The following is a 26922-nucleotide window of genomic DNA, read 5'->3' as shown; positions in this document are numbered from 1 at the left end:
GCTCAGAGACCGCAATTCTCGACGCCACCGACGCCGCCCGCCGAGCCCGTGAATCAAGCGGAACTGTCCAGCCCGGCGCAACCGCATCACGCCCAACCCGAATTCACCCCGCCGCCGCTGCCGGCCTCGCCCAATTCGCCGCAGAGCCCGAGTTCGGCCGAGTCACACCCGAGGGGCGCCTCCCTCGCCGGTGCACCGGCCGCGGGCACTCCCGGCCCGGCCACCGCACGTCCCCCGGCCGATCCGACGACGCGCATGCCGCTCCCGCCCGCGCCCGACGAAATCGACTCGGCCGCAAACGATCCGGCGCTCCGGCCCGCTCGCCCGCCGCTGCCTCCGGCTCCCGGCGAAGTAGATGCCGAAACCCCGTCGGCGGCCGATGTATCCGGTGCTCCGACCAAGATGTCGCACCCGCCCCTGCCGCCGGCGCCGGGCGACCTGGACGCGACCGGTTCCGGCATCATCGCCCCGGCCGGTCCGACCACACGTATGCCGATCCCCTCGGCCCCCGAAACCGGTCCGGCCGCAGGCCGACCGGATTCCCATCAGCCCGATGACGCTGACCGGGCGGAACCAGGCCAGGCCGCCACCGCGGGTAAACGCGACACGGGCAATGCTGCCGGGGATCCTCAGGCAGTCGCCGGTCAGCGTCCGCCCGCCGACCCCACCACACGCATCCCCAGCCCGGCTGCCGCGAATGACGCTGCGCCTGTGCCGAACACGACGGCCGCCGCCCACGAGCTGCTCGAGGCCCAGATGGCCGGCCCGACCGGTGCATCCGCCGAGGGCGAACAGGCCGACCCGAACGCCGATTTCGACCAGTCGATGACGCCGGGCCGCCACCGCGCCGCGGAAGTCCCCCTCCCGCTGCCCCCGGACCCCCACGTCGGCGGCTCGGTACCCCCTGCACCGCAGGACAGTTCCGCCGAGTCCGCGCACGGCCGCCGGCCACTGCCGCCGATGCCCGGCACCACACCGCCGCAGTCCGCGTCGGTACCGCAGGGCCCCGGCCCGATTGGCGAGGTCCCCGGCACCGCACCGCAGGGCACGGGACCGATCCCGCAGCCCGGGGGCACCGGTCCGATCGCGCAGGTCCCCGCACCCGGTCCGCAGGGAGCGAGTCCGCTGGGGCAGGGCGCTGGATCCGTCCCGCTGCCTCACGTTCCCGGGCCCGGTGCACAGATGCCCGGCAGTGACGGCCAGTGGATGCCGCCCGCGCCGCCGATCCCGGGACCGATGCCAGGCATGCAGGTAATGCCGCCCGCAGCCGAATCCGGGGTTCCGCCGATGGCGCCGAATCCCGGCTTCCCGGCGGGTCCCGTTCCGCCGCAGCCGAATCCGTGGGCGCAGGCGCCGAGTCCGAATTTCACCAATGCGGATGTCCAGTCCAGCAACCCTGACGAGGGTGTGAACCTCTGGGCGAACGCGCCCATGTCCGAGGCACCCGCTGCCGGTTTCAGCGGACCTCAGGCGGGCGGCCCGGGCCGGGCAGATTCGGGCTTGCCGCCGATGCAGCAGACCCCGGGCTTCCCGGCAGGTGCCGTTCCGCCGCAGCTGAATCCCTGGGCACAAGGACCGGACGGTCCGATCTCGGGTGGCGCGGATGCCAACTCGGACGCGAATCCGTGGGCGAACGCCCCCATGTCCGAGGCAGCGGCTGCCGGCCTGTCCGGCCCGCAGACCGTTGATCCGGGACCGCACGGGATGGGCACGCCGAGCGACCCCGCGCAGGGACAGCCGGTTTGGGGCGCACCGGGGCAGCCTGGTGCGGACAGGTCGCAGGGCCCGGGTGGGCAAATGCCCTGGGCCGCACCGGGACAGGAACAGGGTGCCGTTCACCCGAACGGTTCCGCCCCTGATACGGGCGTGATGCCCGGCGGCCCGGGACAGCCGGGTGACATGGGAGCAGCCGGTCACTCGGGTGTTCCCGGACAGTACGGCGTGGCTCCTGGCCAGTACGGCACTCCGGGACCCGGTGTCGCAGGGCAGCCCGGGCCCAGCGGTTTCGGGCAGTACGGCATGGCTTCCGCGCAACCGGGTGTTCGCGGGCCGGGCACCTGGGGTGCGAGCGGGCCGACCGGTTTCGCGGGCGGGTCCGTGCCGTCGCTGGATGATGTGCCGATGCGGCGGGCCAAGAAGGCTCCGGAGTCGGGGTGGCGGCGGGCCGTACACCATATGTCCGGTGGCACCATCAATCCCGGGATGTCAGCGGAGGAGCGCCGGCTGCAGGAGTTGGTCGCGCGGATCCGGCAGCCGGTGCGGGGGGATTACCGGATCGCGGTGTTGTCGCTGAAGGGCGGCGTCGGGAAGACGACGACCACCATGGGGCTGGGCTCGATCTTCTCCTCGATTCGTGGAGACCGGGTGATCGCGGTCGACGCGAATCCGGACTTCGGGACGTTGTCGCAGCGGGTGCCGTTGCAGACCCGGTCGACGGTGCGGGATCTATTGCTGGACGAGCACATTCAGCGGTATTCGGACGTGCGCCGCCACACCTCGCAGGGCAGCAGCCGGCTGGAGGTGCTGGCCAGTGAGCGGGATCCGGCGGCGTCGGAGGCGTTCAGCGAGGAGGAGTACCGCGCGGTCGCGCGTATTCTGCAGCGCTTCTACAACATCATCCTCACCGACTGCGGTACCGGCCTGATGCATTCGGCCATGGCGGGTGTGCTGGATCTGGCGCACTCCCTGGTGCTGATCTCGTCCTCGGCCATCGATGGCGCGCGCAGTGCCGCCGCCACCCTGGACTGGCTGTCGCTGCACGGCCACGATCATCTGGTCCGCAATGCCGTGGTGGTGATCAACCTGCCGCGCCCGGGCGCTCCGAATGTCGGCATCAATCAGCTGCGCGACTATTTCCTGTCGCGTTGCCGCGCAGTGCACATCATCCCCTACGACGCGCATCTGGGTGAGGGCGCGGAGATCGATCTGCACCGCCTGAGCAAGCCCACCAAACGCGCGTATGTCGAGCTGGCGGCCACGGTCGCCGACGATTTCGGGGCCGACCACCGGCACTATCGGGGCTGAGCCGGGGCCGGTTCCGGCACCGGCTCCTAACCCCTTCGCGGGCAGTGGCTTCGGCCGGGACGGCTGCGCATGACATGGCACCGGCCGGGTGCTAGTTTGTGGCTCGATCGCGCCACTCGCCTCGGCGCGATGCGGGTTTCGCACGTACGGCCGGCCCGCCACTGACCGGTGGGTGAGGGGATCGCATGCGTCTGAGGTCCGGGCGATGGTGCACCGCCGGAATGGGTGCCGCCGTGCTGGTCCTGGCCGCCGCGTGCGGGAACGACGGCGGTGCACCGGATTACGGGCCGTACGCGATTCATGGCGACGATGACTTCGATCGGCAGCCGAGCCGGATCCGCGGGATCTTCGCCGAGTCGGTGCGGCTGGCGGATCACATCGTCTTCGCGACCGATATCGATCCCGACCTGACGACGGTGCGCGGTGGCGGGATCTCGGCCGACGATCGCGGCTTCCACGAGAACGCGCTCTCGCCGCAGCAGCGGGCGGCGGCGCGCCCCTTCGGGGTGGCCGGTTCCTTCGGTATCGCGGCGGCGAACCGGCCCGCCGGTGACGGTCCGCCGCAGAAGTATCTGGCGGTGTCGCTCACGGCATTTCGTGACGAGCGGTCGGCGACGGCGGCCGCGGCGGAGATGGCCAGGGTCGATTTCGAGGCGAGTCCCGACAACGCGCCGGTCGGGGTGGATGCCTTCCCGGCCGCGCTGAGTCATTGGCGGCCGGGCGTCCCTTCGCTGGGCAGTCTCATGGCGTGGAAGAACGTGGTGATCCGGGTGTACGCCGAGCTGCCGGATCCCGATCCGGGCCGGCTGGTCGATATGGTCACCACCACCTATCGCAAGCAGGTGGCCGGGCTGGCCGGTTTCGACACCGCCCCGGTGCCGGATCCGGCCACGGTGGCGCTCGATCCGGACGGCCTGCTGATCCGGCTGGTGCGCACCGGTGATCCGCTGGCCGATCCGAAGACGTTCGCCGCCTTCGGGGTCCGCGCCTACTCGGCGCTCTCACCGGAGCCGCCGCACACTTTCAGCAAATATTCCGGCAGCGGCGTGACGACGCTGGCGGTGTCCCACAACAAGTACCTGTATCGGATGCGGGATTCGAAGGCCGCCGCACAGTACGGCCGAGACCTCGCCGCCGACCCTGAGAACTCGGAGTACACCTGGATGCGTAATGTCCGCGGCCTGACCGCCGCAACCTGTTCGCAGGCGACCCGCCCGGACCCGAAATCCGTGCAGGCCCGCCGATATCGCTGTGTGGTGGTGCGCGACGGGTATGTGGCCGTGGTCTACAGCAATACCGAGACCGATGTCCGGCAGCTGGCGGCGGCGCAGTACACGATCATGGGAGGTCCGCGATGAAGGCACTGATGCCCGACGATCCGCGCTGGATCGGCCCGCACCATATGATCGCCGTCATCGGCACCGGCGATATGGGCCGAGTGCTGCTGGGCCGCACGCCCACCGGAAAGCTGGTGGCGGTCAAGCAGATTCACCGCTCACAGACCGTGGATATGGAGTTCCGGGCGCGCTTCCAGCGGGAGCTGGAGACCACCAAGCAGCTGACCGGACCCTATACAGCAGCCGTGGTGGACAGTGACGCGGATGCCGAACGTCCCTGGCTTGCCACCGAATACCTTCCGGCGCCGGATCTCGCGGCGGTCGTCGCGGCGTGCGGTCCGATGCCGCTGCCGGCACTGCGCCTGCTGGCGACCGGCCTGGCCACTGCCCTGATCGAGGTGCACCGGGCGGTCCTGGTGCACCGGAATCTCAAGCCCGGCAACGTCCTGCTGATGCCCGAGGGCCCGCGCATCATCGATTTCGGTATCACCCGGGCACGCGACGGCGAGGGCGCTTCGGCCACTGTCGCCGACGCTGCGCCCTATGTGGCCCCCGAGCAGGCCGAGGGCGAGCCTGTGACCTCCGCCGTCGACATCTACGCGGTCGGCATGCTACTGGTCCTGGCCGCCACCGGATCGATGTCCGCCACACCGGATCTGCAGGCGGTCCCGCATGCGCTGCGCAAACTGGTGGAGTCCTGCCTGGCGCCCGATCACGCGCATCGCCCGTCGGCGCGTCAGCTGCTGGAGCAGGCGGAGCGCATTCCCGCGGAATCGGCGTGGCCGCAACCGGTTCTGGAGTTCATCGAGTCGCATCGGGCAGATGCCGAATGGTGGGCGTCCAGCGGTGAGCAGGAGACCCGCTATCGGGATCAGCTGGCACGCTTGGCCGGTCGGCGGCGGCGCACGATCGGCTGGGCGGCGGCGGCCGTCACCGGCCTGGTGGTGGTGAGCGGCACGCTGGCGGGGCTGAGCCGGTCGTCGCAGACCGACGGCAATGCCCAGCCGCGCACGGACCCGTCACTGGACTTGACGGCCATGGAATTGCGACTGCTGGACTTCTGCGCGGTCATCGACAAGGCCGTGCCCGGCAAGCTCGGCACGCGAACCGGTGATCCGCAAGCCTTGCCCGAGGGCGGCTGCGGCACCACCGTGGTGGATTCGGCGCAGCGCAAGGTCCACTACAACCTGGACATTCCCGACCACGCCATCGGTGTGGACCAGTTGACGCCGACGGGCCGGACCGCCGGTTGGGGCCCGATCCTCAGCGCCGGAGCCGCGGACAACAAATGCGACACCGTGCTGGTGACCCAGTCCGGCGGGAATGTGCCGCTGCGGATGTCGGCCGAGGAGCTGGACCCCGTGGCCCAGCCGGGAACCGCCTGCACCGCGGCGGAGGACGCGCTGACCGCCGTAGCGCAGCAGCTCACCTCGTATGTGCCCCAGCGGACGGTCCCGTCGAATTCGATTCTGCGCGTGGACCCGTGTTCGGTGGTGCAGGACAGCACGATTCAGGAGATCGTCGGCGATATCGCCGACCACCAGCGCTCTCCGCACGCCTGCGCGACCATCGGCCGGGACGGCTGGGTCCGCGTCGACCTGGTCGACCAGAGCCGCCCCGATCAGGGCGACTGGACCTACGAAACGCTGCAGGCCGGCGAATTCACCGCGTACGTCACCGGCGCTCGCTCCAGCAATGACTGCTACCTCAGTTATCTGGTGCGGCCCACGGATAAAGGCAATGCCGAGCAACTGAAGGTCATGGTGTCCGATCTGTCGAATTCACCGGACGCGTGCGGCAAAGCCGTGAAATTGCTCGGCGAGGCTATCTCGCGGCTGCCGAAGTAAACCGCCTGCCGCGATTGCGAAAATGATCTTTCGCGCAGAACTGCGCGGTCCGGGCCGCCCTCGGGCCCGGACCGCGCAGTTGTTCAGCTATTTACCAGGCGGGCAACCGCCGCCGACCGGCGAGCACATCACGAACGAGATCGTCGTAAGCGTCCGACAATTCGGCTAAATGGTGCCAAGCGCCGTGCAGCATTTCATCATTCGCGTCAAGGGTCATCAACGCGTGATGGGCCCGAACCGAAGCCTCTGCGAGGCGATCGATGACCGAACCGACCGTTTCGGTGTGCAGGGTCGCACCCAGTCGATGCTGGGGAACCGAGCGCACGATCCAGTCGTCGATGGCCATGACCAATTCAATTCGGCGGCGCTTTGTTTCGATGATCGAGGTGGGATCGGTTTCCGGACCGATACCGCCGCGCCCGACCAGCCGCCGCTCGTGCAGCACCGCGAGATCATGGGCGAACCACAGCAGGGGTCCGCCGATCACCCGGTGACCGCGACAAGCGCGCAGTAGTAGGTCGGAGGTCGGCAATAGACCGGCAGCCAAGGGCTGCGCCTCCATATCCGCATACGAAGCGGACACGTCGGGCAATGCCACAACGACCGTGTTCGATGTCTCCGAACCTGCCACGTTGCCTCGCGTTCTTCGACGTATAACAACACCGCATTCAGGACGTTCATTACAATAAACCTCAGAATGCTGGTGTCAAGCCTTACACGGCAGTAGTACTACGGGAGTAGACTTCTGAGCCTTGAAGCAACAACCGAGGAGCGAGATGGCGGACGGTCCGAGATATCAACGGATCGCAGACCTCCTCCGCGAGGAGATCCGCGCCGGCAAGTGGGAACCGGGGGATCGACTGCCGAGTCACAATGAGCTGGCCGACCAGATGCAGGTTTCGATTACGACTGCTCGCAACGCAATTCAACTCCTGGTTGCTGAAAATCTTGTTTACACAGCCACTTCCCGAGGCACCATCGTGCGCAGTCAGGAAGTGCTGGAATCCGTTGTCACCAACCATATTCGGCCGGATCGGCCGAAGGCGGCGCACGATATCTTCTCCGAGATCGCGCGCGCAGCGGGGCGGGGACCGTCCAAACAGTTCAGCGCCAGAATGGAACCGGCCAGTTCGGAAGTGGCGCACTGGCTGGGTGTCGCACGCGACGAGTGGGTCGTGTCGCGCACGATCATGCAGTATCTGGACAACGAGCCCTGGTCGTGGGAGGTCAGCTTCTATCCGCGAGATCTGGCCGAAGCCACCGGAATCGACGCGCCGTACGACATCCCGGAGGGCACCACACGACGGCTCGCCGAACGCGGATTCGCCGAGACGGCCCATCGCGACACCGTCGTCGCACGCCCCGCCACGGCCGAGGAGGCGGCGTTGCTGGGCGTGGGCCCGGGTACGCTACTGCTCGACCATCTCCGCATCGGAGCCAATCATGAGCGCATCACCCGAGTGACGCGCCATCGTTCCACAGCGGCCCGCAATCGATTGGCATACGAATTGGGCGATGACGAAGGAACGGACATTATTCGTAAAACTCTGGGCACTCCATTTCCGTCCGGAAATTCTCATTCCTTCGGTAATTCCCTGCTACCCGGTTCGCCATGAAACCGCACCTGCGCCGCGCCCATATCACTGATCTGGGGACCATCACCCGGTTCCGGCTGCAACGTACGAGCTGGCTGGCGGCGCGCGGCAGTGACCAGTGGACCCGGGCTGGGCGAGGACTCCCCATCGAGACCTTCGTCCGGTTCGTGGCCCACGCGGTCCGCCAGGGCGAGACCTGGATCGCCGAGGTGGACGGCGAAGCGGCCGGCACCATCACCGTCAACGACCGCGCCGACGAGAACCTCTGGTCCCCCGGCGAACTCGCCGACGCCGTGATCATCCACTACATGATCGTCGACCTCCGCTTCGCCGGAACCCGCGTCGGCGAAGCCCTCCTGGCCCACGCCGCCCACCTGGCCCGCGAACAACACCGCACCTGGGTCCGCCTCGACGCCTGGACCACCAACACCGACCTCCATGCCTACTACCGCCGCGCCGGCTTCCGCCTCGCCCGCATAGCAGGCCCCGAAGCCACCGGCCCCTCCCGAGCCCTCTTCGAACGCCCCACAGCAGCCTGGCCCCATCTCGTCACGACTCGCCCAACCCTCACCCTGGCAGCAGGCGAAGCCACGCGTTTCGCCGTGAACCCGGACCCCACCACCACCTGGTCCCTCACCCATAACCCACTTCTGCGCACCCTCCCCGGCGCGATCACCGAGCCGGGCCCGGCAACCACGTGACCCCTGTGGCTGATGCATCTCAGTGGCGCAGTTTCGGATCGTCACCGGCGTAGACGCTTTCGGCGACGCCGCGCGTCCGCAGACATCGTGCTGTGTACGGCGACGATGTTCGGATGGTCGAGGGGCGCGGCGAGATTCGCTTCGCGGTAGAAGCAGCCCGCGGATTTCGGGGTCCTCGACGGGGTGGGCCAGAGGACCTTCAGGGCCTCGCGGCGGGATGGGCGGCCGGGTAGACCGTGCCCATTCCGCCGCCGCCGAGCGCGCGTTCGATGCGGTAGCCGCCGAGCATCGAGCCGGGGCCGATGTTCATGCGACTTCCTTGTGTACCACCCGGTTACAGTGCGGGGAGGTCGGCGATTTGGATCATTTCGTCGCCGCGGGAGCGGGACCACAGGATGCCACGGCCCGGTGGGAGGCGCATGGGGCGGATGTCGCCGATGAGTTTGCCTTCGTCCCGGGAGCCGCTCATGAGGAGGGCCGGGACCGACAGGTTCTTCATCGAGCCCAGGACCTGGTCGTAGAGGGCTCGGGAGATGCCGCCCATGTTGCGGGAGATGATGACGTGCAGGCCGATGTCGCGGGCCTGCGGTAGCAGCTCCACCAAGGCGCCCAGGGGGTTTCCGCCCGCGACGACCATGTCGTAATCGTCGACGACGACGTAGATCTCGGGGCCGGTCCACCAGTCGCGGTCGCGCAGCTGCTGGGGGGTGATGTCGGAGCCGGGAATGCGCTTGGAGAGGTAGTTGACTACTTCCTTGATCATGCCGCCACAGGTCTGCGAGGAGGTGGAATACCCGGCCAGCTGGTCGCCTTCCAGCACACCCAGCAGGGTGCGGCGGTAGTCGATGAGGATGACGCGGGCCGTATCGGCATTGGAGCTCTCGGCCAGGCCGCGAATGATGTTGCGCAGCACCGTGGTCTTACCCGATTCGACTTCGGAGAAGACCATGAAGTGCGGGTCGGAGCTGAAATCCAGGACGATCGGCTGCAGTTCGGATTCGCCGATGCCGATGACCACCTTGGTGGGGCTCTGCTGAATACCGTGGCGGTGGGCCAGTTCCAGCGCTTGTTCGCGGGGCACGCTGCCGGGCAGCGTGCGGACGGCGGGTGCGCGGCGTTCGCCCCAGATGGCCTGCATCTCGGTGCGCGCGGCGGCCACACCCTCGGCCAGATTCTGGACGTTGGTGTCGGAGTCCAGGCGCGGCATGGCGATGAGCATGTGCAGCTGGTCCGGGGTGAGACCGCGGCCGGGCCGGTTGAGCGGGACGTTGACCGCGACGCGGCGGCCCATCTCGGAGTCGGAGGGGTCACCCAGGCGCAGCTCGATACGGGTGCCGATCATGTCCTTCACGGAGGCGCGGATCTCGCCCCAGCGGTTCGCGCCCAGGATCACGTGGATGCCGTACGAAAGACCCTGGGCGGCAAGCTGTCCGACCAGCGGCTCCAGGCTGTCGAATTCCTCGCGGATGACCTGCCAGTTGTCGATCACCAGGAACACGTCGCCGAATCGGTCGGCCAGTACCGGGTCGTCGGTGCGGTCCGAGGCCAGCGCGGCGTGCTTGCGCCGCCGGAATTCGGCCATGGATTCGATGCCCTGGGCGGCAAAGCGCTCTTCGCGTTCCCGCAGCAGGGTAGCGAGTTCGGCGATGGTGCGCCGCACCTTGTCGGAGTCGAGCTTGCCCGCGACCGAGCCGACGTGCGGGAGGCCGACCAGACCCGCCATGGAGCCACCACCGAAGTCGAGGCAGTAGAACTGCACCTGTTCGGGCGTGTGCGTGGCCGCCGCGGACATGATGATGGTGCGCAGCGTGGTGGACTTGCCGGACTGCGGGCCGCCGACCACGGCGACATTGCCCTGCGCCCCAGCGAGATTGATGGTGAGCACGTCGCGGCGCTGCTCATAGGGCTTGTCGATGATGCCGATCGGCATCCACAGCTGCCCGTGCCGGTTGACCGGCGACCGCCAGTCCGGGTCCGGAAGCAGCATGTCCACGGTCGGCGACTCGTCCAGCGGCGGCAGCCAGACCTCGTGGGCCGGGCGGCCGTGACCGGTCAGGCGTTTCACGACCGTCTGGAGCAGGCTGTCGGGCAGGCCTTCGTCGCCCGTCGGCGGCGGGGGCGGCAGCAGGTCGAGCGGATCGAACGGGTTCTCCGGTTCGGGCAGCTCGAGGACTTCGACCATCGCGGCGGTGAATTCGCGCGGCGGCGCTTCGACGACGGTGGTGCCGTCTGCGGCCTGCCGGGCTGCCCGGGGCGCGACGTAGGGGCCCGAGACATAGGTCGCGTTGAACCGCAGCGGATCCGACGCGTCGCTCTTGAGATAGCCGGAGCCCGGGACACCGGGCAGGTGATAGGCGTCGGTGATACCGAGCACCGCGCGGGATTCGTTGGCCGAGAACGTACGCAGACCGATTCGATAGGACAGATGCGAGTCGAGACCGCGCATCTTGTTCTCCTCCAGCCGCTGCGAGGCGAGCAGCAGGTGGACGTGGAGCGAGCGGCCCAGGCGGCCGATCATGACGAACAGATCCGCGAAATCCGGCTTCTGCGAGAGCAATTCGGAGAACTCGTCGATGACCACGAACAGCGCGGGCAGCGGGTCGAGCGGCACGCCGGCCGCGCGTGCCTTCTCGTACTCGTTGACATTGGCGAAGTTGCCCGCGGAGCGCAGCAGTTCCTGCCGCCGGTTCATCTCACCGGCGAGCGCATCACGCATACGGTCGACGAGCGAGAGCTCTTCTTCGAGATTGGTGATGACCGCCGCCACATGCGGCAGCGGATCCATGCCGAGGAACGTCGCACCACCCTTGAAGTCGACCAGGATCAGGTTGAGCTGATCCGGCGAGTGCGTGGTGACCATCGAAAGAATCAGTGTGCGAAGGAATTCCGACTTACCCGAACCGGTCGCGCCGATGCAGAGGCCGTGCGGCCCCATACCGTTCTCGGCGGATTCCTTGATGTCGATCTCGACGGGAGTCCCGTCGGGGGTGATGCCGATGGGCACACGTAGTCGTTCGCGTCCGGCACGCGGCCGCCACACCTTGGCCGGGTCGATCTGGGACGCGTCCGGGATCTTGAGCAGGTTCATCAGACCCGGGTCGGCGGCGGAGGTGTTGTCGCCGAGGCTGACGATCTGCGCCGCGGTGGCGATGCGGAAGCGAGCCAGGCTGCGCGAGAACGCCTCCGCCTCGGCGAGGGTCACGCTATCGGCATTGGCGAACTTCTCGGTGCCCGCCGCGCTCTTGGCGAACACCTCTCCGCCGACCGCGACGAGCTGCAGCCCGCGCCGCGCGGCCAGGCTGTTCTCGGCGGCGCTCAGGTCGATGACGGTGACCGCATCCAGACCGGACTCACTGATCAAACGCTCACTGCCGCTGACATATCCGTCGTCGATGATCACCACCAGGTGCATGCGCCCCTGCGTCGGTTGCGGATTGCGCATGAACCGTCCGCGCTCGAGCAGATCGTCCGCCAGCGCCGTCTCCAGCTCACCGAGCGAGCCGTAGATCATGCGGGCCGCGCCCATCCCGTCGCGCTGGCTCGAATGCTGCACGTGCGGCAGCCATTTCGCCCACGACCAGGCCTCGCAGTCGGGTTCGGCCGTGACGATGGCGACGCCGACGTGGTCGGGTCCGTGAAACGCGGTGAGCTCCATGAGCATCGACCACACCAGCCCGCGCACGTCCTCGGCCGGTCCCTCGACATTGATGGCGGGGAAGGCGCGCAGCGACACCGCCGTCGGCAGGTGGTGCACCACGGAATGCGTTCGCACGAAACGACGCAACGCCACCGTGGAGACCGGTTCCAGGTCCTCCAGCGGACCGGTTTCCGGCCGCGCCAGCTTGGCCGCGAGCCGATGCGTGCCGATGCCGACGCGCACGTGCCCGAAGTCGGGATCGTTGGGCCGCCGCTCCCACATGCGCCGGGTGCCCACGATGGACGGCAGGTCCGCCGGTTCCGGATGACTCCAGACCAGCGTCTCCAACTGCTTCTGCCCGGTGCGCCGGACCTCGCGGCGGGTCTGGTCGAGGTATCGGAAGTAGTCCTTGCGTTCCTCGTTCAGCTCCGACGAGCTCTTGCTGCTGCCGCGCTGACCCATGAGCATGCCGGCCATCGACATGATCATCATCATCGGCATCATCATCATGTACGGGTTGGACAGCATCGACCGGCCCATCAAGCTCATCATGGCGAGCATGCCGATCATGGCGACCACCATGACGACCGGCATGAGCTTGCTCATGAGCGGCGCGGGCACCGGACGCGGAATCTCCGGCGGCGCGGTCAGCGCCATCTCACCGCCCGGAGCGCGGGGTGGGGCGATGCGGGGCCGGCGCACGAAACCTTCGGTAGCCATGGGTATTTCTCCGGTCGTTAGGAATCGAGGTCGGGTAGCTCGTCGTCGCGGCGGCGTCGCCGGAACGGAATCGACACGGCGAGACCGATTCCCAGCGCGGACAGACAGACGAGGGTTCCGACGGTGGCGACCAGCCGCGGCAATCGCGGTGGGCCGACAGGCTTTTGCGGGGTGGGGAAGGCCTGGGATTTCGCGGCCCCGACATGGATCGGCAGCTCGGGCGTGTCCGCGGTGAGCGCGCTCGCCGGGAACTGCGCGGTGAGGGCGGCGACCGGATCGATCAGGCCCGCGCCGACGCGGTCATCGCGGCCGGTGCCGGGCTGATGCGCGGTGAGCATGATCTGGTTCATCACCTGCCGCGCGGTCCAGTCCGGGTACTTCGCCCGCACCAGCGCCGCCAGGCCCGCGACGTATGGTGCGGCGAAACTGGTTCCGTTGATGGCCTTCTGGCCCGAGTCGAGGCCGGTGGCGTTGACCAGCCCGGTCCCGCCGGGCTTGTTGTCGAGCGAGACGATGTTGGTCCCGATCGCCGCGACACCGACCCACGGGCCGTAGAGCGAGAAGCTGGAGGGTCCGCCGGTGGGATCGACCGAGGCGACCGCCAGCACGTACCTGTTGAACCAGGCCGGGCTGGAGATGGTCTTCACCTTGTCCCAGCTGGTCTTGGTATTGCTGTACTGGTCGTTCTGCGTTCCGCAGCCATTGGCCTGGTCCACATTGCCGGCGGCGACGACCACGACCACGTTCTGTTCGTAGGCGAAGCGCATGGCGTCGCCGAGCGCGGCGTCCGCGGTGTCGCCACCGGCGGCCGTACAGGCGTCCTCGGAGATATTGATAACGGTCGCACCCATATTCACCGCGCGCACCACGGCCGCGGCGAGGGTTTGCATATTGCCGTACCCCGACTTGCTCATGCTGCCCGGCGTGTCCCCGCCATTGGAGTCCTTGGCCTTGTAGGCGTCGCTGAGCTGACGGATCGACAGGATCTCCGCGTCCGGCGCGACGCCCACGAAGGCGTCGTCCGCGCTGGGCTGAGCGGCGATGATGCCCGCGACCAGGGTGCCGTGGCCGTCACAGTCCTCGGTGGTGCCGTCGCCGTCGGAGACGAAATCCCCGCCGCCCTGCAGGTTCGCCAGTCGTGGATGCCGATTCACACCCGTGTCGATCACGGCGACCTTCTGCCCCGCGCCCTTGTGGTTCGGCCCCGGATTGGCCTGCCAGGCCCCGGGCAGGTCGAGCACCTTCTGCGCGACGGGCTCATCGCGCGGGGTGTCACCCTTCAGGGACTGTTCGACGCAGACCGCGTTCTTCTGGGTCGGCACCGGTGGCGCGGGCTTGCCGGCCAACGCCTGCGCATCCCCGATATGGGAGAGGTCAGGATCGGGCTGGGTGACGGTGGCCGCCGCGGTGCCCTGCGGCCCCAGCAGCGCACCGCCGAGAATCGCCCCCGCACACAGTGTTCGCGCCCAGTTTCCAGGACGCCGACTCATATGTTCCGAGCCGTCGAGTAGACATCCATGATCCACAGCACCAACGGGACGATCGACACGATCAGGGCGTATTCGAACAGCTCGTTGAAGCGCCGGGTGACCGGGGTGACCTCGACGTGCGGGCCGATGACGCCGAATCCGATGGCTCCCACCGCGAATACCAGTAGCAGCCCGGCGGAGACGAGCAGCATCCCATCGTCGGACAGTGCCAGCAGCACCGCCAGACCGATGAAAGCGACACAGCCGCTGGCGATCAGCGTGGCGGCCTGGGTGAGATCGGCGAACGAGCGTCCGCGCAGGCAGAGAATGATCGAGATGACGACGGCCAGGATGATGCCCTGCCAGCGGTCGGAGTGCAGCGGGTCGGCCGTGCCGAGCGCACCGGCGACGGCGCCCAGCGCACTGCCGATGACGATGCCGGTCTGGAACTGATTGGCCGTGCGGGCACGCTGCCCGAGCCCGTGTGCGGAGGGCAGCACGGTCGCGCCGATGGCGCCGATGCCCTCGATGGTGGGTCGGGGTTCATGATCGGCCGGATCGATGGCGGCACCGGCGGTGGGCACCGGCGGCACGGGTAGTCGCGCCAGCATGGCGGCCAGTCGCGGCACCATCGACAGCACGATGATCGACGCGACCAGTACGCCCGCAGCCACTTTCGGCACCCCGGCATCCCAGATCATGCGCACGGCCGCGCCGATTCCGGAGAGGATCACCACGGTCACGACGGCGGACACCACCGCCGCGCCGGCCCCGATGATGCGGTAGCCGACCACGGCGAGCAGCAGGGTCGCGGCCGCGCCGAGCATGAGGTGCGGACTGCCCACCGAGCCGGGCACGGCCAGCGCCGCGCCGCCGAAGGTGAGCAGCAGCATGCACAGCGTGAGCACGGTCGCGGTCAGCTCGTCGGCGTACTTGCGCATGGCGATGGCGGCGGCGACCAGCGCGGCGACGGCGCCGCCCAGCAGCAGCGGCGGCGCGACGAACTTGTCGCCCGCGGATCGCGAGATCAGGCCCAGCACAACCGCGAACGCGACCGCGGCCACACCCGCCACCAGTCCCGTCCACCGTGCGGCGGTCACGGACCAGCTGCGGAACTCCTCGGCCGTGAGTCGCGACACAGCGTCGATGACGTCGTCGAACAGCGCGGGCGCTTCCTTGGCGGAAACCGCCCGCAGCACCAGCAATTCGCCGTCGTAGATCTCGGCGTCATTGAGCGTCTGGCTGGGCGCGATCATGTCGCGTCCCAACTTGGCCAGTGTCCAATGCTGCGACTGGAGTGGTGTTCCCCCCTCCTCGCCGCCGATCGGATCCGGATTGCGGGATTCGATGAGGCGCACCAGATCACCGATGAAGGCGGCGATCGGAACGTTGGCCGGCAGACCGACGTCGAGCTGGGTATTCCCCCCGATGACGGACACACGGCACAATTCGGGTTCAGCCGCCCGCGGGCCGCTGATCGACTGTGCTGTCACTAGCTGAACTGCTCCCCTGTAGCTCTCAACAGTTGCCCGCCCAGGGCGGTTAACCATAATGTATCCGACTGTCCGCAGCCGTGCGATTCGCAAGGTGTGGGTGGGGATTGTGAACGAAAGACCAACCAGGTTCGACGAATTCGGGGTTCGACTAGGATGATCGACACTCGCCAGGCCCAACGCGCCTTCGATGCGGGAGTGCTGTCACTGGGGTTGAGCATCGAGGGCCAGGAGTCGAACCGGGACCTCGACTACGCCAAACTCGCCTTCCAGCGCGCGACCGAATGGGACCCCACCATGGCCGACGCCTGGCTGGGCCGGGCCGCCGCCGGTGAGGTCACCAAGGATGTTCTGAGCAATCTGTACAAGTGCAGCACCGTCTCGCTGGGGCGGGAACAGCGCCGGTTGGGGCTGGCGCCGCGACAGCTTGCCGGACGTTTCCTGCCGGGCCTCTATATCGACTACCCGCTGGCCGGTTTCACCGAGATCCACCTGGCATGGGCCTCGCATCTGATCGCCGAGAAGCAGTACGACGAGGCCGTGCAGGTGCTCGACGAACTCGAAAAGCACCGGCGGGCACGGGCTTCCGAGCCGGACTTCGAAATCGACGGCCGCATCGCCAAGTACGTGCGCGGCATCCTGCACTACAACACCCAGCGCTGGCCGGACGTGATGACCGTGCTGGCCGGTTCCGAGGGTTGGGAAGATCCGTATCTGGCGGCGGGCGCGCATGTGATGGTCGGCACGGCCTGTGCGCAGCTGGGTCTGTTCGGTGAAGCGATTCGCCGGATGGAAGCCGCTGAGGCGGGCCCGATTCCGGCGGCCCGCACCGCGGCCATGTTCTGCCGTGGATTGTGCCTGCGCGAGAACGGCGCCGCCGACGAGGCGCAGGCGCTGTTCGAGAAGGTGTATTCGCAGGCACCGGATTTCGACGCCAACACCGCGGCCATGCGTGACCGCACGTACCGGATCACCCTCACCACCAAGGAGGTGATCGAGGCCCGCACCGACAAGTGGGATCCGGCCTCGGCGCCCTCGCTGGAGGAGAAGCAGGCCGCCGAGCACGAGGACCGGGCCAAGGAGGTCCTGGCGCAGGCGCGCGCCGAGCTGGACAAGCAGATCGGCCTGGCCGCGGTGAAGACGCAGGTGGCCAAGCTGCAGTCGAGCGCGCAGCTCGCGAAGATCCGTGCGGAGAAGGGGCTTTCGAGTTCGGCGCGCGGTCAGCATCTCGCGTTCACCGGCCCGCCCGGAACCGGTAAGACCACCATCGCGCGCGTGGTCGCCAAGATCTATTGCGGCCTGGGCATTCTCAAGACCGACAAGGTCGTCGAGACCAAGCGCTCCGACTTCGTCGGCCAGCACCTGGGTTCCACCGCCATCAAGACCGACGCGCTGATCGACACCGCCATGGACGGCGTGCTGTTCATCGACGAGGCGTACACCCTGATCCAGCAGGGCCTTTCGGGCGGTGACGCGTTCGGCCGCGAGGCCGTGGACACGCTGCTGGCCCGCATGGAGAACGACCGCGACCGCCTGGTGGTGATCATCGCCGGATACGACGGCGAGATCGACCGATTCCTGGCCGCCAACGACGGTCTGGCCTCCCGCTTCGCCAAGCGGCTCCAGTTCCCGTCCTACACCGCGGAGGAGCTCGGCCGGATCGGCGAGGTCGTCGCGTCCAAGCGGGATTCGGAGCTGTCCGAGGACGCACTACAAGCATTGGTCACGACCTGCGAGAAGCTCTACACCATGGAGAGCACCGACCAGAGCGGGCAACCGCGCCGCGGTGTCGACGTGGCCGGCAACGGTCGTTTCATCCGCAACCTGATCGAGGCCGCCGAGGAGGAACGCGAATTCCGGCTGGCCAATGACGAATCCATCGATCTGAGCGCCATCGACGAATCGGTGCTCATGCGGATCGAGGGGCCCGACATGAAAGCCGCGCTGAGCACCCTGCTCGCGTCACTCAACCTGTCGTCGGCCGCCGACTGAGGGGCAACTGAACTGTGAACGACTTTCCGCGGGGAGCGGGCGGCTATCAGCCGGGCGGAAATGGTGGGAACCCAGTCGGGGACGGGGGCTACCCCGGAGACGGACGGCACGACCGGCCGCCGGGCGGTTACCCGCAGCGTGGTCCGGGCGGTTACGGCCAGGGCGGACCACGCGAATACGGACAGGGCGAGCCGGGCTTCGGGCCCGGCGGACCCGGCGGACCCGGCAACTTCGCGCCGACCGGTGCGGCAAGCGGCCATTCACGCAGCGGGGACAGCGATTTCGGCCGAGGCGGGTACGACGAGTTCTCGCCCGGCGGCTCGACCGTAGCCGCACCGCCGCGACCGGCGCCACCGCAAGCGCGTCCCCCGGCGGCGCAGTCCGCACCGGAGCCCGTGGAGCCTCAGGGGCAGCGCTCGCAGCCCGCAGCGAACCGGCCAGCGGCGAATGCCGTTGCGGCCGAGCTGCGTTCGGATGATCTGTGGCTGCTGCGGAATCTGCCACTGCGGCTGGTGATTCCGGTGGCCTTGATCGGAGTCGCGGTCTCGTTGGTCGTGGTGGCGCTGCACGCACCCTGGTGGGCGGCGCTGGTGGCCGGGCTGGTGCCCGCGCTCATCGGGCTGGTGCCGGTGACCGGCACACCGATCGGACTGCGGCTGGGACGATGGGTCGCGTATCGCTGGAAACAGGCGCGGCGCGCGAGTCTCGACGAGAACGCCCTCGTCGACGTCCCGCTGCCCGATGGTGGCAGCTGCGGATTGCGCTGGGACGGCACGCTGTTGACCACCATGCTGCGCATCGATCCGCCGCCGGACACGCTGACCTTGCTGCGACGCGGTTCATTGAGTACCGATCAGCTGCTACCGCTCAACGAGATCGCGGCCTGCCTGCGGCAATACGATGTCGAGCTGCATTCGGTCGATGTCATCAGCACCGGCACCCGCACCGCCAGCACCGAGGCGGTGATCTCCGGCTACGCGGCCAGCATCGCACCGCTGGGCCGTCTGTACGACGAGATCCTGGGCCCGCTGCCCGCCATCGCGCACCGCACCATGTGGCTGGTCCTGCGGCTGAATCCGCTCGACAACGCCAAGGCCGTCGACAATCGCGGTGGCGGTCCGGAGGGCGCGCTGCGCTCGGCCCTGGTCGCCACCCGCCGGGTAGCGAATCGCCTTGCCGGGCACGGCATTACAGCGTCGATACTGACGACGTCAGAGATGACGACCGCGGTACGTGAGCTCACCCGCGGCATTCCCGTCGGCGAATTCACCGAGCATCCGGACAACCTGGAGCACAACGGGGTTCACCTGACGAGCTACCAGATCGATCCCCAGCTGTTCAATTCCGATGGCCTGGCCAAGATCTGGGCCGTGCGCAGCCTCGCCACCACCGTGACAGTCCGCCTGCAACCGGTCCCCGAGCCGGGTGCGAAGCCCGGCCAGCCCGCGAGCATCATCGAGGTGGACGCCCGGGTCCGCTACGACACCCCTTACGAGCACGGCGAACCCCCGGTCGCGGGCCTGAAGGAACTACCCCGCCGCCAAATGTGGGCGCTGATGGACACGCTGTCCTACGGCACCCAGGAAATTCGCCCCAGCGGCTACCGCGGCCCCGTCGACGTCCTCACCGATATCGCCATGCCCACCGCAGGTTGCGGCCAGCTCATCGGCGCAGACAGCACCGGTAGCGGCATCGCGGTGCCCCTCATCGGCGACGGCTCCCGCCGCATCGACATCATCGCCAGCCTCCCCTTGGCCCAACAGGTCATCCTCCGCGCCATCGCCCTGGGCGCCGGCGCGGTCGTCCACACCGCCCGCCCCGGCGCCTGGCAGGCCATGGTGGCGAATGTCGCGGCCCCCCACGCCCTTTCCCTAGCATCCTCGGTAACCCACAGCTCCCGAGGCACCGCCATCACAGGCCGTTTACCCACCCCCGCCGCCACCGTCATCGTCTTCGACGGCGTCCCCGCCAGCGCGCCCCCGGGCTCGGCCACCGTGGTCACAATCCACGAAACCATCTCCGCCGATTACCAACCCGACGCCGACGTCACCATCGTCCAGCACCCGGACGCCCCGCACACCATCTCCGTGCACACGCCCGCGACCATGACGACCGCGCAAATGGTCACCACACCGGCGGAACAGCACTACATCAGCGGGGCCATGGCCCGACGCTGACCGACGATCACGCGGCGACCGGCTCGAATCGCGCCACCTGCACGCCGACTACCCCGATCGCCCAAATCTTCTCTTATGGCTTCCAGCCTCGATCGGGTCGATAGGGTGTGCAGGTGAGGTTCTTCAACACGGCGGGTCCGTGTCATCCGGACCTGCACTACATGCTTCCCGCCGAGGAGCGGCTGCCCGATGCCCGGATGTACTTCGAATTCGGTTTCTACTTCGTCGTCCATGCGCCTCGGCAATCCGGTAAGACCACCGCGCTGCTGGGTTTGGCGCGCGACCTGACCGCCGAGGGGCATTTCCTGGCGATGTCGATCTCCTGCGAGACCGCGCACGTGCTGGGCGACGACTTCGCGGGAGTGGAGGCCGCTCTGCTCAGCGAGCTTCGGCAAACGGCCGAGCGGCAAGGCTGGGCGCCGGAGTTGCTGCCACCCCGACGAATGGCCGGACGTCGCGCCGGGCACCCGGTTGAAGGCCGGTCTGGCCGCCTGGGTGGCCAAATGCCCGCGCCCGCTGGTTCTGTTCTTCGACGAAATCGACGCGCTGCGCGGTAACGGACTGCTCAATGTCTTGCAGCAACTGCGCGCCGGATACACACAGGACCGCAAGAAGTTCGTGCACTCGGTGGTGTTGTGCGGGCTGCGGGATGTGCGGGACTACAAGCCGGCGTCCGGGGGCGACCCGAAGCGGCGGGGGACGGCGAGCCCTTTCAACATCAAGATCAAATCAATTCGGATCGGCGACTTCGACAAGGTCGAAATGCGACAGCTGTTCCGCCAGCACACCACCGATACCGGGCAAGAGTTCGATGATAAGGCGATCGATCTCGCGTTCTACTACACCCAGGGTCAACCGTGGTTGGTGAACGCGCTGGCCTGGGAGATCATCGGCGAAATGCGGGTGCGCGAGACCATCACCCTCGATCACGTCGAGACCGCGAAGGAGCGGCTGATCCTTGCGCGTGCCACTCATCTCGATTCGCTGATCAACAAATTGAGCGAGCCGCGAGTGCAGCGGATCCTCGAGCCCGTCATCACTGGCGAAATCCCCGATCTGGATACCAGATTCGACGACGACCTGGCCTACGCTCGGGACCTCGGACTGATCGCCCAGGGCAAGCAGTTGCGGTTCGCGAATCCGATCTACCAGGAGGTCATCGTCCGAGTGCTCGGTCAGCGCACCGAGGCGGTGATCACCGCGGAGCCGCCGAGCTTTCGTTTCCCCGACGGCCGTATCGACTTCCCGCGTCTGCTGAGGGAATTCACGGCATTCTGGGTACAGCACGGCGACGTGCTGGCCGCCCGCGACAACTACCACGAGGCCGCCGCGCAGTTGGTGTTGATGGCGTACCTGCATCGGATCGTCAACGGCGCCGGGTATATCGACCGCGAGTGCGGTGTCGGCCGGGGCCGGATCGATCTGCTGGTGCGCCAGCCCTTCCAGGACTCAGAAGGCCGCCGCGCGGAACAGCGCGAGGCACTGGAGTTGAAGGTCTGGGCCGAGGGCCGACCGGACCCGTTGACCGAGGGCCTCGCCCAACTCGATGGTTACCTCGACCGACTCAGCTTGACGACCGGCGTACTGGTGATCTTCGATCGCCGACACACGGCCGCCCCGATCGCTGAGCGCACCGCTTTCCACCAGGCCCATACTCCCTCCGGCCGCACCATCACCCTGCTCCGCGCATGAGCTTCCGAATCGACTGATCATCAAGGCAAGTCATTTGTGCCATGCGGTGATCACCGACTTCTTGGTCAGGCGGCCTGATCCTTTTCGCTCGGGAGCCAGGCTTGGAGGTTCTCTGGGTTGATCGGGATCGAGACGTGTTCGTGGGTGATCAGCCAACCGACGTCCGAGAGCCGCAGACATACGGTTTCGCGCACCCAGATCGAGGACTGGAGACCATTCGTGCGGGTTCCGGTGTCCAGATGCAGCATGTTCGCGAAGGCGAGCTCCCCGCTGGTGGCCAGGGTCAGATCGTGATTTTGCAGGCTGATGGGGCCTTCGTAGCCGTCGAACCAGCGCTGGAAGTTGCGGCGGACCTGCTCGGTCCCCGAGAACTGCAGTGGGGGCACGGCATCGTAGTAGACGATGCCGGAATCGTAATGCCGCATGAGCCGATCGATGTCCTTGGACTGCTGGGCCTCGGCGCGGCTCTCCAGGAAAGCCTTCAGTTCGGAATCGTGGGTGGTCATCGCGTCCTCCTTCGTGGTCGTACACAAGTCCGACGACATCGCCTGCCGAAATGTGAGGCGGTCGCGGCCGGGTGCTACGCGAAGCGCTTTCCCTTGGTCATCAGAGCGGCGCGGCCGCGGGCGCTGATCCGCCAGCGGCCGCGCGGGCGGCTGGGCATGATCAGGCCGCGGGATTCGAGTTGGGCCAAGGCATTTCGTGTCCGCCAGCTCGTCAAGGTGGCTGTCTGCCGGATCTGCGTTGCGGTCAGCGTGTGGTTGGGATGAAGCGCGGCCAGGACGGCGACCTCGGCGGCATTCATGATCCGATCACCTCCGGCCGCGCGGGCGGTGTCGTCCGGCACTGTGGCCGGGCGGATGGGGGACGTCGAGGTATCCGCCTCCGGCGAGCGGGAGCCGAAAGGTGCCGGAATCCCCCGAGTGGCTGTCCGAGTAGAAGCCCCATGCCGACCAGCAGATGACGGCCACGCAGAGGCCGAGGATCGACAGCAGCGCCCATGTGTCCCAAGCCATTACGACCTCCCGATGACTCGTGCCGATCGCTGACGACCGGTCGTCGACTGATGCCGAAACAATGCGCCGGATGAGGACGTCTGACCGGGATAGGCGATGGATCTGCGGAATTGCCTCGAATCCGCAGCTCGCTTCTCACAAGAGACCTACCCTTGGTATCGAAATGAGAAGAATGACGCGACATGGTGAGAGGGCGGGCGCATGGCGAAGCACGGATCGGAGGAGACCGATACCACCTTGCCGCGGCGGCAGCTCGGACGACTGCTGCGGGACGCGCGCGCGGCAACGGGAATGAATCTGGACGAGGCTGCCGCCCTGGTGCAGTGGAGTCGACCCACGCTGAGCCGACTCGAACGGGGCGAGACCCAGAAGGTAAGGGTCTCGGACATTCTGGCGATCTGTGAAGCGTATGGCTTGGATGAGGGGACGACCGCTCTCGCGAAAGGCCTGGCCGCGCAGGTGCCCGCCAAGTCGTGGTGGCAGACCTACAGCGACCTCATCCCAACATGGGCGAATCTGTTCGTCGGATTAGAGGCGCGCGCAACATCCTTGACCGTCTTCCAGCCCTTGATCATTCATGGGCTCCTCCAGACCGCCGACTACGCGCGAGCACTGGACCGACTCAACTTCCCCGACGACACCGAGCACGAACTCGAGCGACGCATCCATGTCCGCCGACAGAGGCAGAACATCCTCATCTGCTCCCGCGAACCGGCCACGATGGCGATCATCCTGCACGAGAACGTACTGCGGACTGTCGTGGGGAACAATCGGGTGATGTCGGCGCAGTGTCGGCACGTTGCGGACATGAGTACCCGAGACAACATCGACATTCGCGTGGTGACGTATCAGGCTGGCCTTCCCCTCGGAGCTGCCGTGCCGCCATTCACGATCATGGATTTCGAGAATAGCGCACAAGGCAATCAGGTAGTGGAACCTGCCCAGGTCTACTGCGAAGGCTACGCGGGCAGCGCTTACCTCGAAAAGCGAACGGACGTGGTGATATTTCGTCGCGCGTTCCGGAAACTTCAACAGGCCAGCCTAGACGTCCGTTCGAGCCGCGACATCATCAGAGAGATAGCAAGGAGACATGAGAGTGAACGTTGACCGCGGAGCAAAATGGTTCAAATCCAGTCATAGCTCGCAAGGTGGGGAGTGCGTGGAAGTCGCATTCCTCGCGGGCGGCAACGTAGGCGTCCGCGACTCGAAGAACCCCACCGGCCCGGTGCTGATCTTCACTCCCGGCGAATGGGACGCCTTCACCGCCGGCGTCCATGACGGGGAGTTCGACCGGGCCTGATCGCATGCTCAGCTTCAGGGAGCTGCGCAGCAGCGACCCGCCTACGGCGGATTACCCTGTGGGACTGGAAACTTGGGTAGTCCAATCGGTCCTGGTCTTCGACGGCCCGGCCTAGGAAAGGCTCGCCGGTGCCGCGAAGGCTGGGCGCTTCGATCAAGCCCAGACACCTGGCCGGAGTCGCTGGCAACCAGATGATCGACGCACAGCAAGGCGGTGGCACGGTACGCGGTGCTCGTGAACAGCCGGTACCTGTGAGAAGCACCGCAGCGGATCGGCATGGTGCGCCTCACGTCCAAGACTCCCAGTACACTCTGCCCACGAGAAGCAAGGCATAACAGGCAATTCGGTGGCGGCGGGGGGATGCTCGACATGCGTCATGGCTTTGGCCGACTACGGTCGGCCCGTATCGGCGTGCGCGCGGCGGCGGCCGCGGTGCTGGTGATCTCAGTGTTGACGAGCGCCGGTTGTGGGTCGGAATCCCATGCGGCCGAGGAACAAACTGTGGATTTGAGCAAGCTTGACACGGGCAAGTTCGCGACCAAACCACAAGACCCGACTACGACGGACCTGGCGAAGCGTACCCGTATTATCGAAGGGCTACGACTCGGCAATATCCTGCCGCTGGCCTCCGAGATCGACCCGTCGCTTTCCCGCAATGCGTCGGCCACGAACGTATTCGTCGAACCGAACTCCTACGACGGCCTTCTCAACGTCGACCATTTCAGTACTGACACAACCGGATTCGTCTCGGGCTTCGCCACCAGCGGACGGCCCTCGAAGGACGTCTTCCTCGGCTACACGCTGACCAACACCGTCATGATCTTCGACAGCGAGGCGAGCGCTGCGTCCGCCGCAACCGCCCTCGCCCGCAGCGGCTTCGCGCCGGATGGCACGAACATGCAGGTCGGCCCGGTTCAGTCGAGCGCGCATCCGGCGGCCCAGATGATCTGGGATCACACAAACCAGCGGCTCGCTTCCTGGTATCCGACCGGCAAGTTCGTCGTCTTCTCCCTGATCGACCAGATCGAGAATCGTACCGTCGGAAACGGTTTCGGCATTGCACCCGAGCCCGCGCCGGTGGCATTGGCTGACAAGACCATCGACGTCACCACCGACCGGCTGAAGACCTTCCAGCCGACAGCGCCGGACCAGCTGGCGAAACTGCCGCTCGACCCTGACGGCCTTCTCCGGCTGACCCTGCCCCGCCCGGCGGGCGACCAGACCGCCAATGCATTCACCGGGACCCTCGACCAGCACGGCGCTCTACATACGGTGGGCGACCCGGCCATGTACCGTGCGCTGTTCGACAAGACCGGAGTGGACTTCTTCAGTTACGGTGCCGGAATTCTGGTTCGAACCAAGGACGCGGCTTCAGCGCAGACCTTCCTCGACGCCGCATTCGCTTCTCGGTTCAAGCATCGGATCGACCCACCAGCCGGGCTCCCGACGGCAACCTGCACGAAGTATCACGGCCCCGACGAGTACGCCGCGCCCTTTACTTGCAATGTGGCATACGGACGGTATGTCGCAACCGTGTGGTCTCAACAACAACAGGACGCGTACCAACGGATCTCCGCGCAGTACGCCATTCTTGCCAACAGCAAGTAGGGGGGCTTGTGAAGAAAATCGGTGCTCACCGTTCCGGCTGCGGAGTGGCACTCGCCATTCTTCTGATCGTGGCTTCGCTCTCCGGGTGTGGGAGCCAGGTCGGCGGGACCTCCGCCGCAGGCGAGGTGGATGTGCGGCAGCTGGCCGTCGGCAACTACTCGACCGATCCGCTCGATGTCCGCGTCTCCTACCACCATGGAACCGCCAGCGGCAAGGCCCTTGCGCTGGCTCGGCTGGCCGATCATGTCGTCATCGGAGCGGACGTCGACCCGAAGTTCAGCCACAATGTACTGGCGCTGTCGCTGGAGTCGTCAACGGCGACACTGGCCTCGGTACTGGCCAGCGCGGCCCGGCCCGTGCTGGACGCTAACGGCCTGATGTTCGGCTACTCCGCTGCGGCAAGTTCCCGGCCGCTGCCTTCGTCGGTCCGTAGCGATCGATCCGGCAATTTCAACCCATTCAACGGGGCCCAATCCGACCCGGAAGCCACCGTTTTCAATGTCACCGTGCTGCAATTCCCCGATCAGCAACGGGCACAGGCGGCTGCTGATCAGATGGAGGCCGCCGACTTCGCTGTGGCTGACGATGAAAACGTCCACGTCACCCTCGCCAAGCAACCGACCGCGAAGGCCCACTGGCGACCCGGCGTTCCGTCCATGGCAGCCACGATGCCGTACGGCCAGTACGTCGTGAATGTCTATGTGGCACAACCGGATCCCGACCAAGAGGGACTACGTGGTCTCGCCGAGCAAGTCTTCGCGACGCAACTGCCGCTCCTCGACCAGGCGCCGGCCCTATCACCGCATGAGATCTTCCGGCTGGACTACGACCCGGACGCCATGCTGCGCCGGACCCTACACCCCAGGGACGACTACCGGCCCCACCCCATCAGCGAGGCGACCCATACACCTCGCGGCCATCTCCATTACGCGGATGATCAGGCGACATGGAAGCAACTGCTCGACGACAATGGCGTCGATCGCATATCTACTGCGAGCTACGGTGGATTACTGTTCCGAGCCCGCGATAGTGAAGCCGCCGCGAAGCTCTGGTCCGGAATAGACCGCACCACAGGCGACCCTGCCGAGGCACCCGCCAAGGTCCCCGACACCTCCTGCAGCGCTGTGCCCACCGAAAAGACCGGCGTCCTACGGTTTGCGTACGACGTCGCGGAATCCGCCACGGTCTACATCTGCACCTTGCACTACGACCGCTACGTCGCCCGCGTGGCCAGCCCCCAACTGAGTGATGCGCAGCAGAAGGCCGCAGCACAGTACGCCTTGCTCGCCAACAGCCGGTACATGTGAGGAATCG

The 26922-nt window shown here is 67.1% G+C and carries 20 protein-coding genes; 13 read left to right on the top strand and 7 right to left on the bottom strand.

Annotation, left to right across the window (positions count from 1 at the left end):
* The first annotated feature begins 1509 nt into the window (after window positions 1-1509).
* The 3 genes from ACQP1O_RS04510 to ACQP1O_RS04500 all read left to right on the top strand — a co-directional run bounded on the left by ACQP1O_RS04510 (window position 1510) and on the right by ACQP1O_RS04500 (window position 6208).
* On the top strand, window positions 1510-3024 hold the full coding sequence (locus ACQP1O_RS04510; protein ID WP_433567576.1) for an AAA family ATPase: 1515 nt from the start codon (window positions 1510-1512) through the stop codon (window positions 3022-3024).
* Between the two features lie 185 nt (window positions 3025-3209).
* A complete protein-coding gene (locus tag ACQP1O_RS04505) occupies window positions 3210-4382 on the top strand; it encodes a DUF7373 family lipoprotein (protein WP_433564632.1) in 1173 nt (390 codons plus the stop codon).
* A complete protein-coding gene (locus ACQP1O_RS04500; RefSeq protein ID WP_433564631.1) occupies window positions 4379-6208 on the top strand; it encodes a serine/threonine protein kinase in 1830 nt (609 codons plus the stop codon). Before ACQP1O_RS04505 ends, ACQP1O_RS04500 begins: the two co-directional genes overlap by 4 nt.
* 91 nt (window positions 6209-6299) lie before the next feature.
* Here the strand turns inward: ACQP1O_RS04500 and ACQP1O_RS04495 are convergent, their stop codons facing one another.
* Window positions 6300-6806 carry a DUF4254 domain-containing protein gene (locus ACQP1O_RS04495; RefSeq protein WP_433564630.1) on the bottom strand — a complete coding sequence of 169 codons (507 nt, stop codon included), beginning with the start codon at window positions 6804-6806 and terminating at the stop codon, window positions 6300-6302.
* A 154-nt stretch (window positions 6807-6960) separates the two neighbouring features.
* On the opposite strand from ACQP1O_RS04495, the gene ACQP1O_RS04490 reads away from it, so the two are divergent.
* Entirely contained in the window at window positions 6961-7824 is an 864-nt protein-coding gene (locus tag ACQP1O_RS04490; protein ID WP_433564629.1) for a GntR family transcriptional regulator, read from the top strand.
* Window positions 7821-8504 (top strand): GNAT family N-acetyltransferase, encoded by a 684-nt coding sequence (locus ACQP1O_RS04485; protein WP_433564628.1) that lies wholly within the window; start codon window positions 7821-7823, stop codon window positions 8502-8504. The genes ACQP1O_RS04490 and ACQP1O_RS04485 overlap by 4 nt, the downstream gene beginning before the upstream one ends.
* Before the next feature lie 334 nt (window positions 8505-8838).
* Here ACQP1O_RS04485 and eccCa read toward each other — a convergent pair whose 3' ends face one another.
* The 3 genes from eccCa to eccD are packed head-to-tail and all read right to left on the bottom strand — an operon-like array spanning window position 8839 to window position 15769.
* The gene (eccCa, locus tag ACQP1O_RS04480; RefSeq protein ID WP_433564627.1) at window positions 8839-12861 is read right to left on the bottom strand and encodes a type VII secretion protein EccCa; all 4023 of its coding nucleotides are present in this window, start codon (window positions 12859-12861) and stop codon (window positions 8839-8841) included.
* A gap of 17 nt (window positions 12862-12878) precedes the next feature.
* Window positions 12879-14351, bottom strand: a complete 1473-nt coding sequence (gene mycP / locus ACQP1O_RS04475) for a type VII secretion-associated serine protease mycosin (protein ID WP_433564626.1) — start codon at window positions 14349-14351, stop codon at window positions 12879-12881.
* Window positions 14348-15769: a type VII secretion integral membrane protein EccD gene (gene eccD, locus ACQP1O_RS04470; RefSeq protein ID WP_433564625.1), complete on the bottom strand. Its 1422-nt coding sequence runs from the start codon at window positions 15767-15769 to the stop codon at window positions 14348-14350. Before eccD ends, mycP begins: the two co-directional genes overlap by 4 nt.
* Window positions 15770-15979: 210 nt before the next feature.
* On the opposite strand from eccD, the gene eccA reads away from it, so the two are divergent.
* From eccA to ACQP1O_RS04450, 4 genes are all read left to right on the top strand, one after another.
* Window positions 15980-17815 (top strand): type VII secretion AAA-ATPase EccA, encoded by a 1836-nt coding sequence (gene eccA, locus ACQP1O_RS04465; RefSeq protein ID WP_433564624.1) that lies wholly within the window; start codon window positions 15980-15982, stop codon window positions 17813-17815.
* A 14-nt stretch (window positions 17816-17829) separates the two neighbouring features.
* A complete protein-coding gene (eccE, locus tag ACQP1O_RS04460; protein WP_433564623.1) occupies window positions 17830-19992 on the top strand; it encodes a type VII secretion protein EccE in 2163 nt (720 codons plus the stop codon).
* Window positions 19993-20153: 161 nt separating this feature from the next.
* Window positions 20154-20549 carry a hypothetical protein gene (locus ACQP1O_RS04455; protein ID WP_433564622.1) on the top strand — a complete coding sequence of 132 codons (396 nt, stop codon included), beginning with the start codon at window positions 20154-20156 and terminating at the stop codon, window positions 20547-20549.
* Window positions 20464-21684: an ATP-binding protein gene (locus ACQP1O_RS04450; RefSeq protein ID WP_433564621.1), complete on the top strand. Its 1221-nt coding sequence runs from the start codon at window positions 20464-20466 to the stop codon at window positions 21682-21684. Before ACQP1O_RS04455 ends, ACQP1O_RS04450 begins: the two co-directional genes overlap by 86 nt.
* Before the next feature lie 65 nt (window positions 21685-21749).
* On the opposite strand, the gene ACQP1O_RS04445 is transcribed toward ACQP1O_RS04450, so the two are convergent.
* From ACQP1O_RS04445 to ACQP1O_RS04435, 3 genes are all read right to left on the bottom strand, one after another.
* Complete coding sequence (locus ACQP1O_RS04445; RefSeq protein WP_433564620.1) at window positions 21750-22190, bottom strand: YybH family protein; 441 nt, start codon at window positions 22188-22190, stop codon at window positions 21750-21752.
* A gap of 74 nt (window positions 22191-22264) precedes the next feature.
* On the bottom strand, window positions 22265-22489 hold the full coding sequence (locus ACQP1O_RS04440) for a hypothetical protein (protein WP_433564619.1): 225 nt from the start codon (window positions 22487-22489) through the stop codon (window positions 22265-22267).
* A gap of 7 nt (window positions 22490-22496) precedes the next feature.
* Window positions 22497-22700 carry a hypothetical protein gene (locus ACQP1O_RS04435; protein ID WP_433564618.1) on the bottom strand — a complete coding sequence of 68 codons (204 nt, stop codon included), beginning with the start codon at window positions 22698-22700 and terminating at the stop codon, window positions 22497-22499.
* Window positions 22701-22901: 201 nt separating this feature from the next.
* Here ACQP1O_RS04435 and ACQP1O_RS04430 point away from each other — a divergent pair, with 201 nt between their 5' ends.
* The 4 genes from ACQP1O_RS04430 to ACQP1O_RS04415 all read left to right on the top strand — a co-directional run bounded on the left by ACQP1O_RS04430 (window position 22902) and on the right by ACQP1O_RS04415 (window position 26915).
* Window positions 22902-23807 carry a helix-turn-helix domain-containing protein gene (locus ACQP1O_RS04430; protein ID WP_433564617.1) on the top strand — a complete coding sequence of 302 codons (906 nt, stop codon included), beginning with the start codon at window positions 22902-22904 and terminating at the stop codon, window positions 23805-23807.
* Entirely contained in the window at window positions 23791-24000 is a 210-nt protein-coding gene (locus tag ACQP1O_RS04425) for a DUF397 domain-containing protein (protein ID WP_433564616.1), read from the top strand. Before ACQP1O_RS04430 ends, ACQP1O_RS04425 begins: the two co-directional genes overlap by 17 nt.
* A 360-nt stretch (window positions 24001-24360) precedes the next feature.
* Window positions 24361-25608, top strand: a complete 1248-nt coding sequence (locus ACQP1O_RS04420; RefSeq protein WP_433564615.1) for a DUF7373 family lipoprotein — start codon at window positions 24361-24363, stop codon at window positions 25606-25608.
* Window positions 25609-25616: 8 nt separating this feature from the next.
* Complete coding sequence (locus tag ACQP1O_RS04415; protein ID WP_433564614.1) at window positions 25617-26915, top strand: DUF7373 family lipoprotein; 1299 nt, start codon at window positions 25617-25619, stop codon at window positions 26913-26915.
* Window positions 26916-26922: the final 7 nt, after the last annotated feature.

Source organism: Nocardia sp. CA-151230, assembly GCF_050942175.1.
GTDB lineage: Bacteria > Actinomycetota > Actinomycetes > Mycobacteriales > Mycobacteriaceae > Nocardia.
The sequence above is the reverse complement of the archived record's forward strand: the minus strand, read 5'-3'. Positions and strand labels throughout refer to the sequence as shown.

Excerpts from the sequence above, each read along its gene's own strand:
- eccA (WP_433564624.1), top strand. The coding sequence starts at position 15,980 with ATGATCGACACTCGCCAGGCCCAACGCGCCTTCGATGCGGGAGTGCTG.
- ACQP1O_RS04485 (WP_433564628.1), top strand. The coding sequence starts at position 7,821 with ATGAAACCGCACCTGCGCCGCGCCCATATCACTGATCTGGGGACCATC.
- ACQP1O_RS04445 (WP_433564620.1), bottom strand. The coding sequence starts at position 22,190 with ATGACCACCCACGATTCCGAACTGAAGGCTTTCCTGGAGAGCCGCGCC.
- ACQP1O_RS04455 (WP_433564622.1), top strand. The coding sequence starts at position 20,154 with ATGCTTCCCGCCGAGGAGCGGCTGCCCGATGCCCGGATGTACTTCGAA.
- ACQP1O_RS04510 (WP_433567576.1), top strand. The coding sequence starts at position 1,510 with ATGCAGCAGACCCCGGGCTTCCCGGCAGGTGCCGTTCCGCCGCAGCTG.
- ACQP1O_RS04425 (WP_433564616.1), top strand. The coding sequence starts at position 23,791 with ATGAGAGTGAACGTTGACCGCGGAGCAAAATGGTTCAAATCCAGTCAT.
- ACQP1O_RS04505 (WP_433564632.1), top strand. The coding sequence starts at position 3,210 with ATGCGTCTGAGGTCCGGGCGATGGTGCACCGCCGGAATGGGTGCCGCC.
- ACQP1O_RS04440 (WP_433564619.1), bottom strand. The coding sequence starts at position 22,489 with ATGAATGCCGCCGAGGTCGCCGTCCTGGCCGCGCTTCATCCCAACCAC.
- ACQP1O_RS04420 (WP_433564615.1), top strand. The coding sequence starts at position 24,361 with ATGCTCGACATGCGTCATGGCTTTGGCCGACTACGGTCGGCCCGTATC.
- ACQP1O_RS04435 (WP_433564618.1), bottom strand. The coding sequence starts at position 22,700 with ATGGCTTGGGACACATGGGCGCTGCTGTCGATCCTCGGCCTCTGCGTG.
- ACQP1O_RS04500 (WP_433564631.1), top strand. The coding sequence starts at position 4,379 with ATGAAGGCACTGATGCCCGACGATCCGCGCTGGATCGGCCCGCACCAT.
- mycP (WP_433564626.1), bottom strand. The coding sequence starts at position 14,351 with ATGAGTCGGCGTCCTGGAAACTGGGCGCGAACACTGTGTGCGGGGGCG.
- ACQP1O_RS04430 (WP_433564617.1), top strand. The coding sequence starts at position 22,902 with ATGGCGAAGCACGGATCGGAGGAGACCGATACCACCTTGCCGCGGCGG.
- eccCa (WP_433564627.1), bottom strand. The coding sequence starts at position 12,861 with ATGGCTACCGAAGGTTTCGTGCGCCGGCCCCGCATCGCCCCACCCCGC.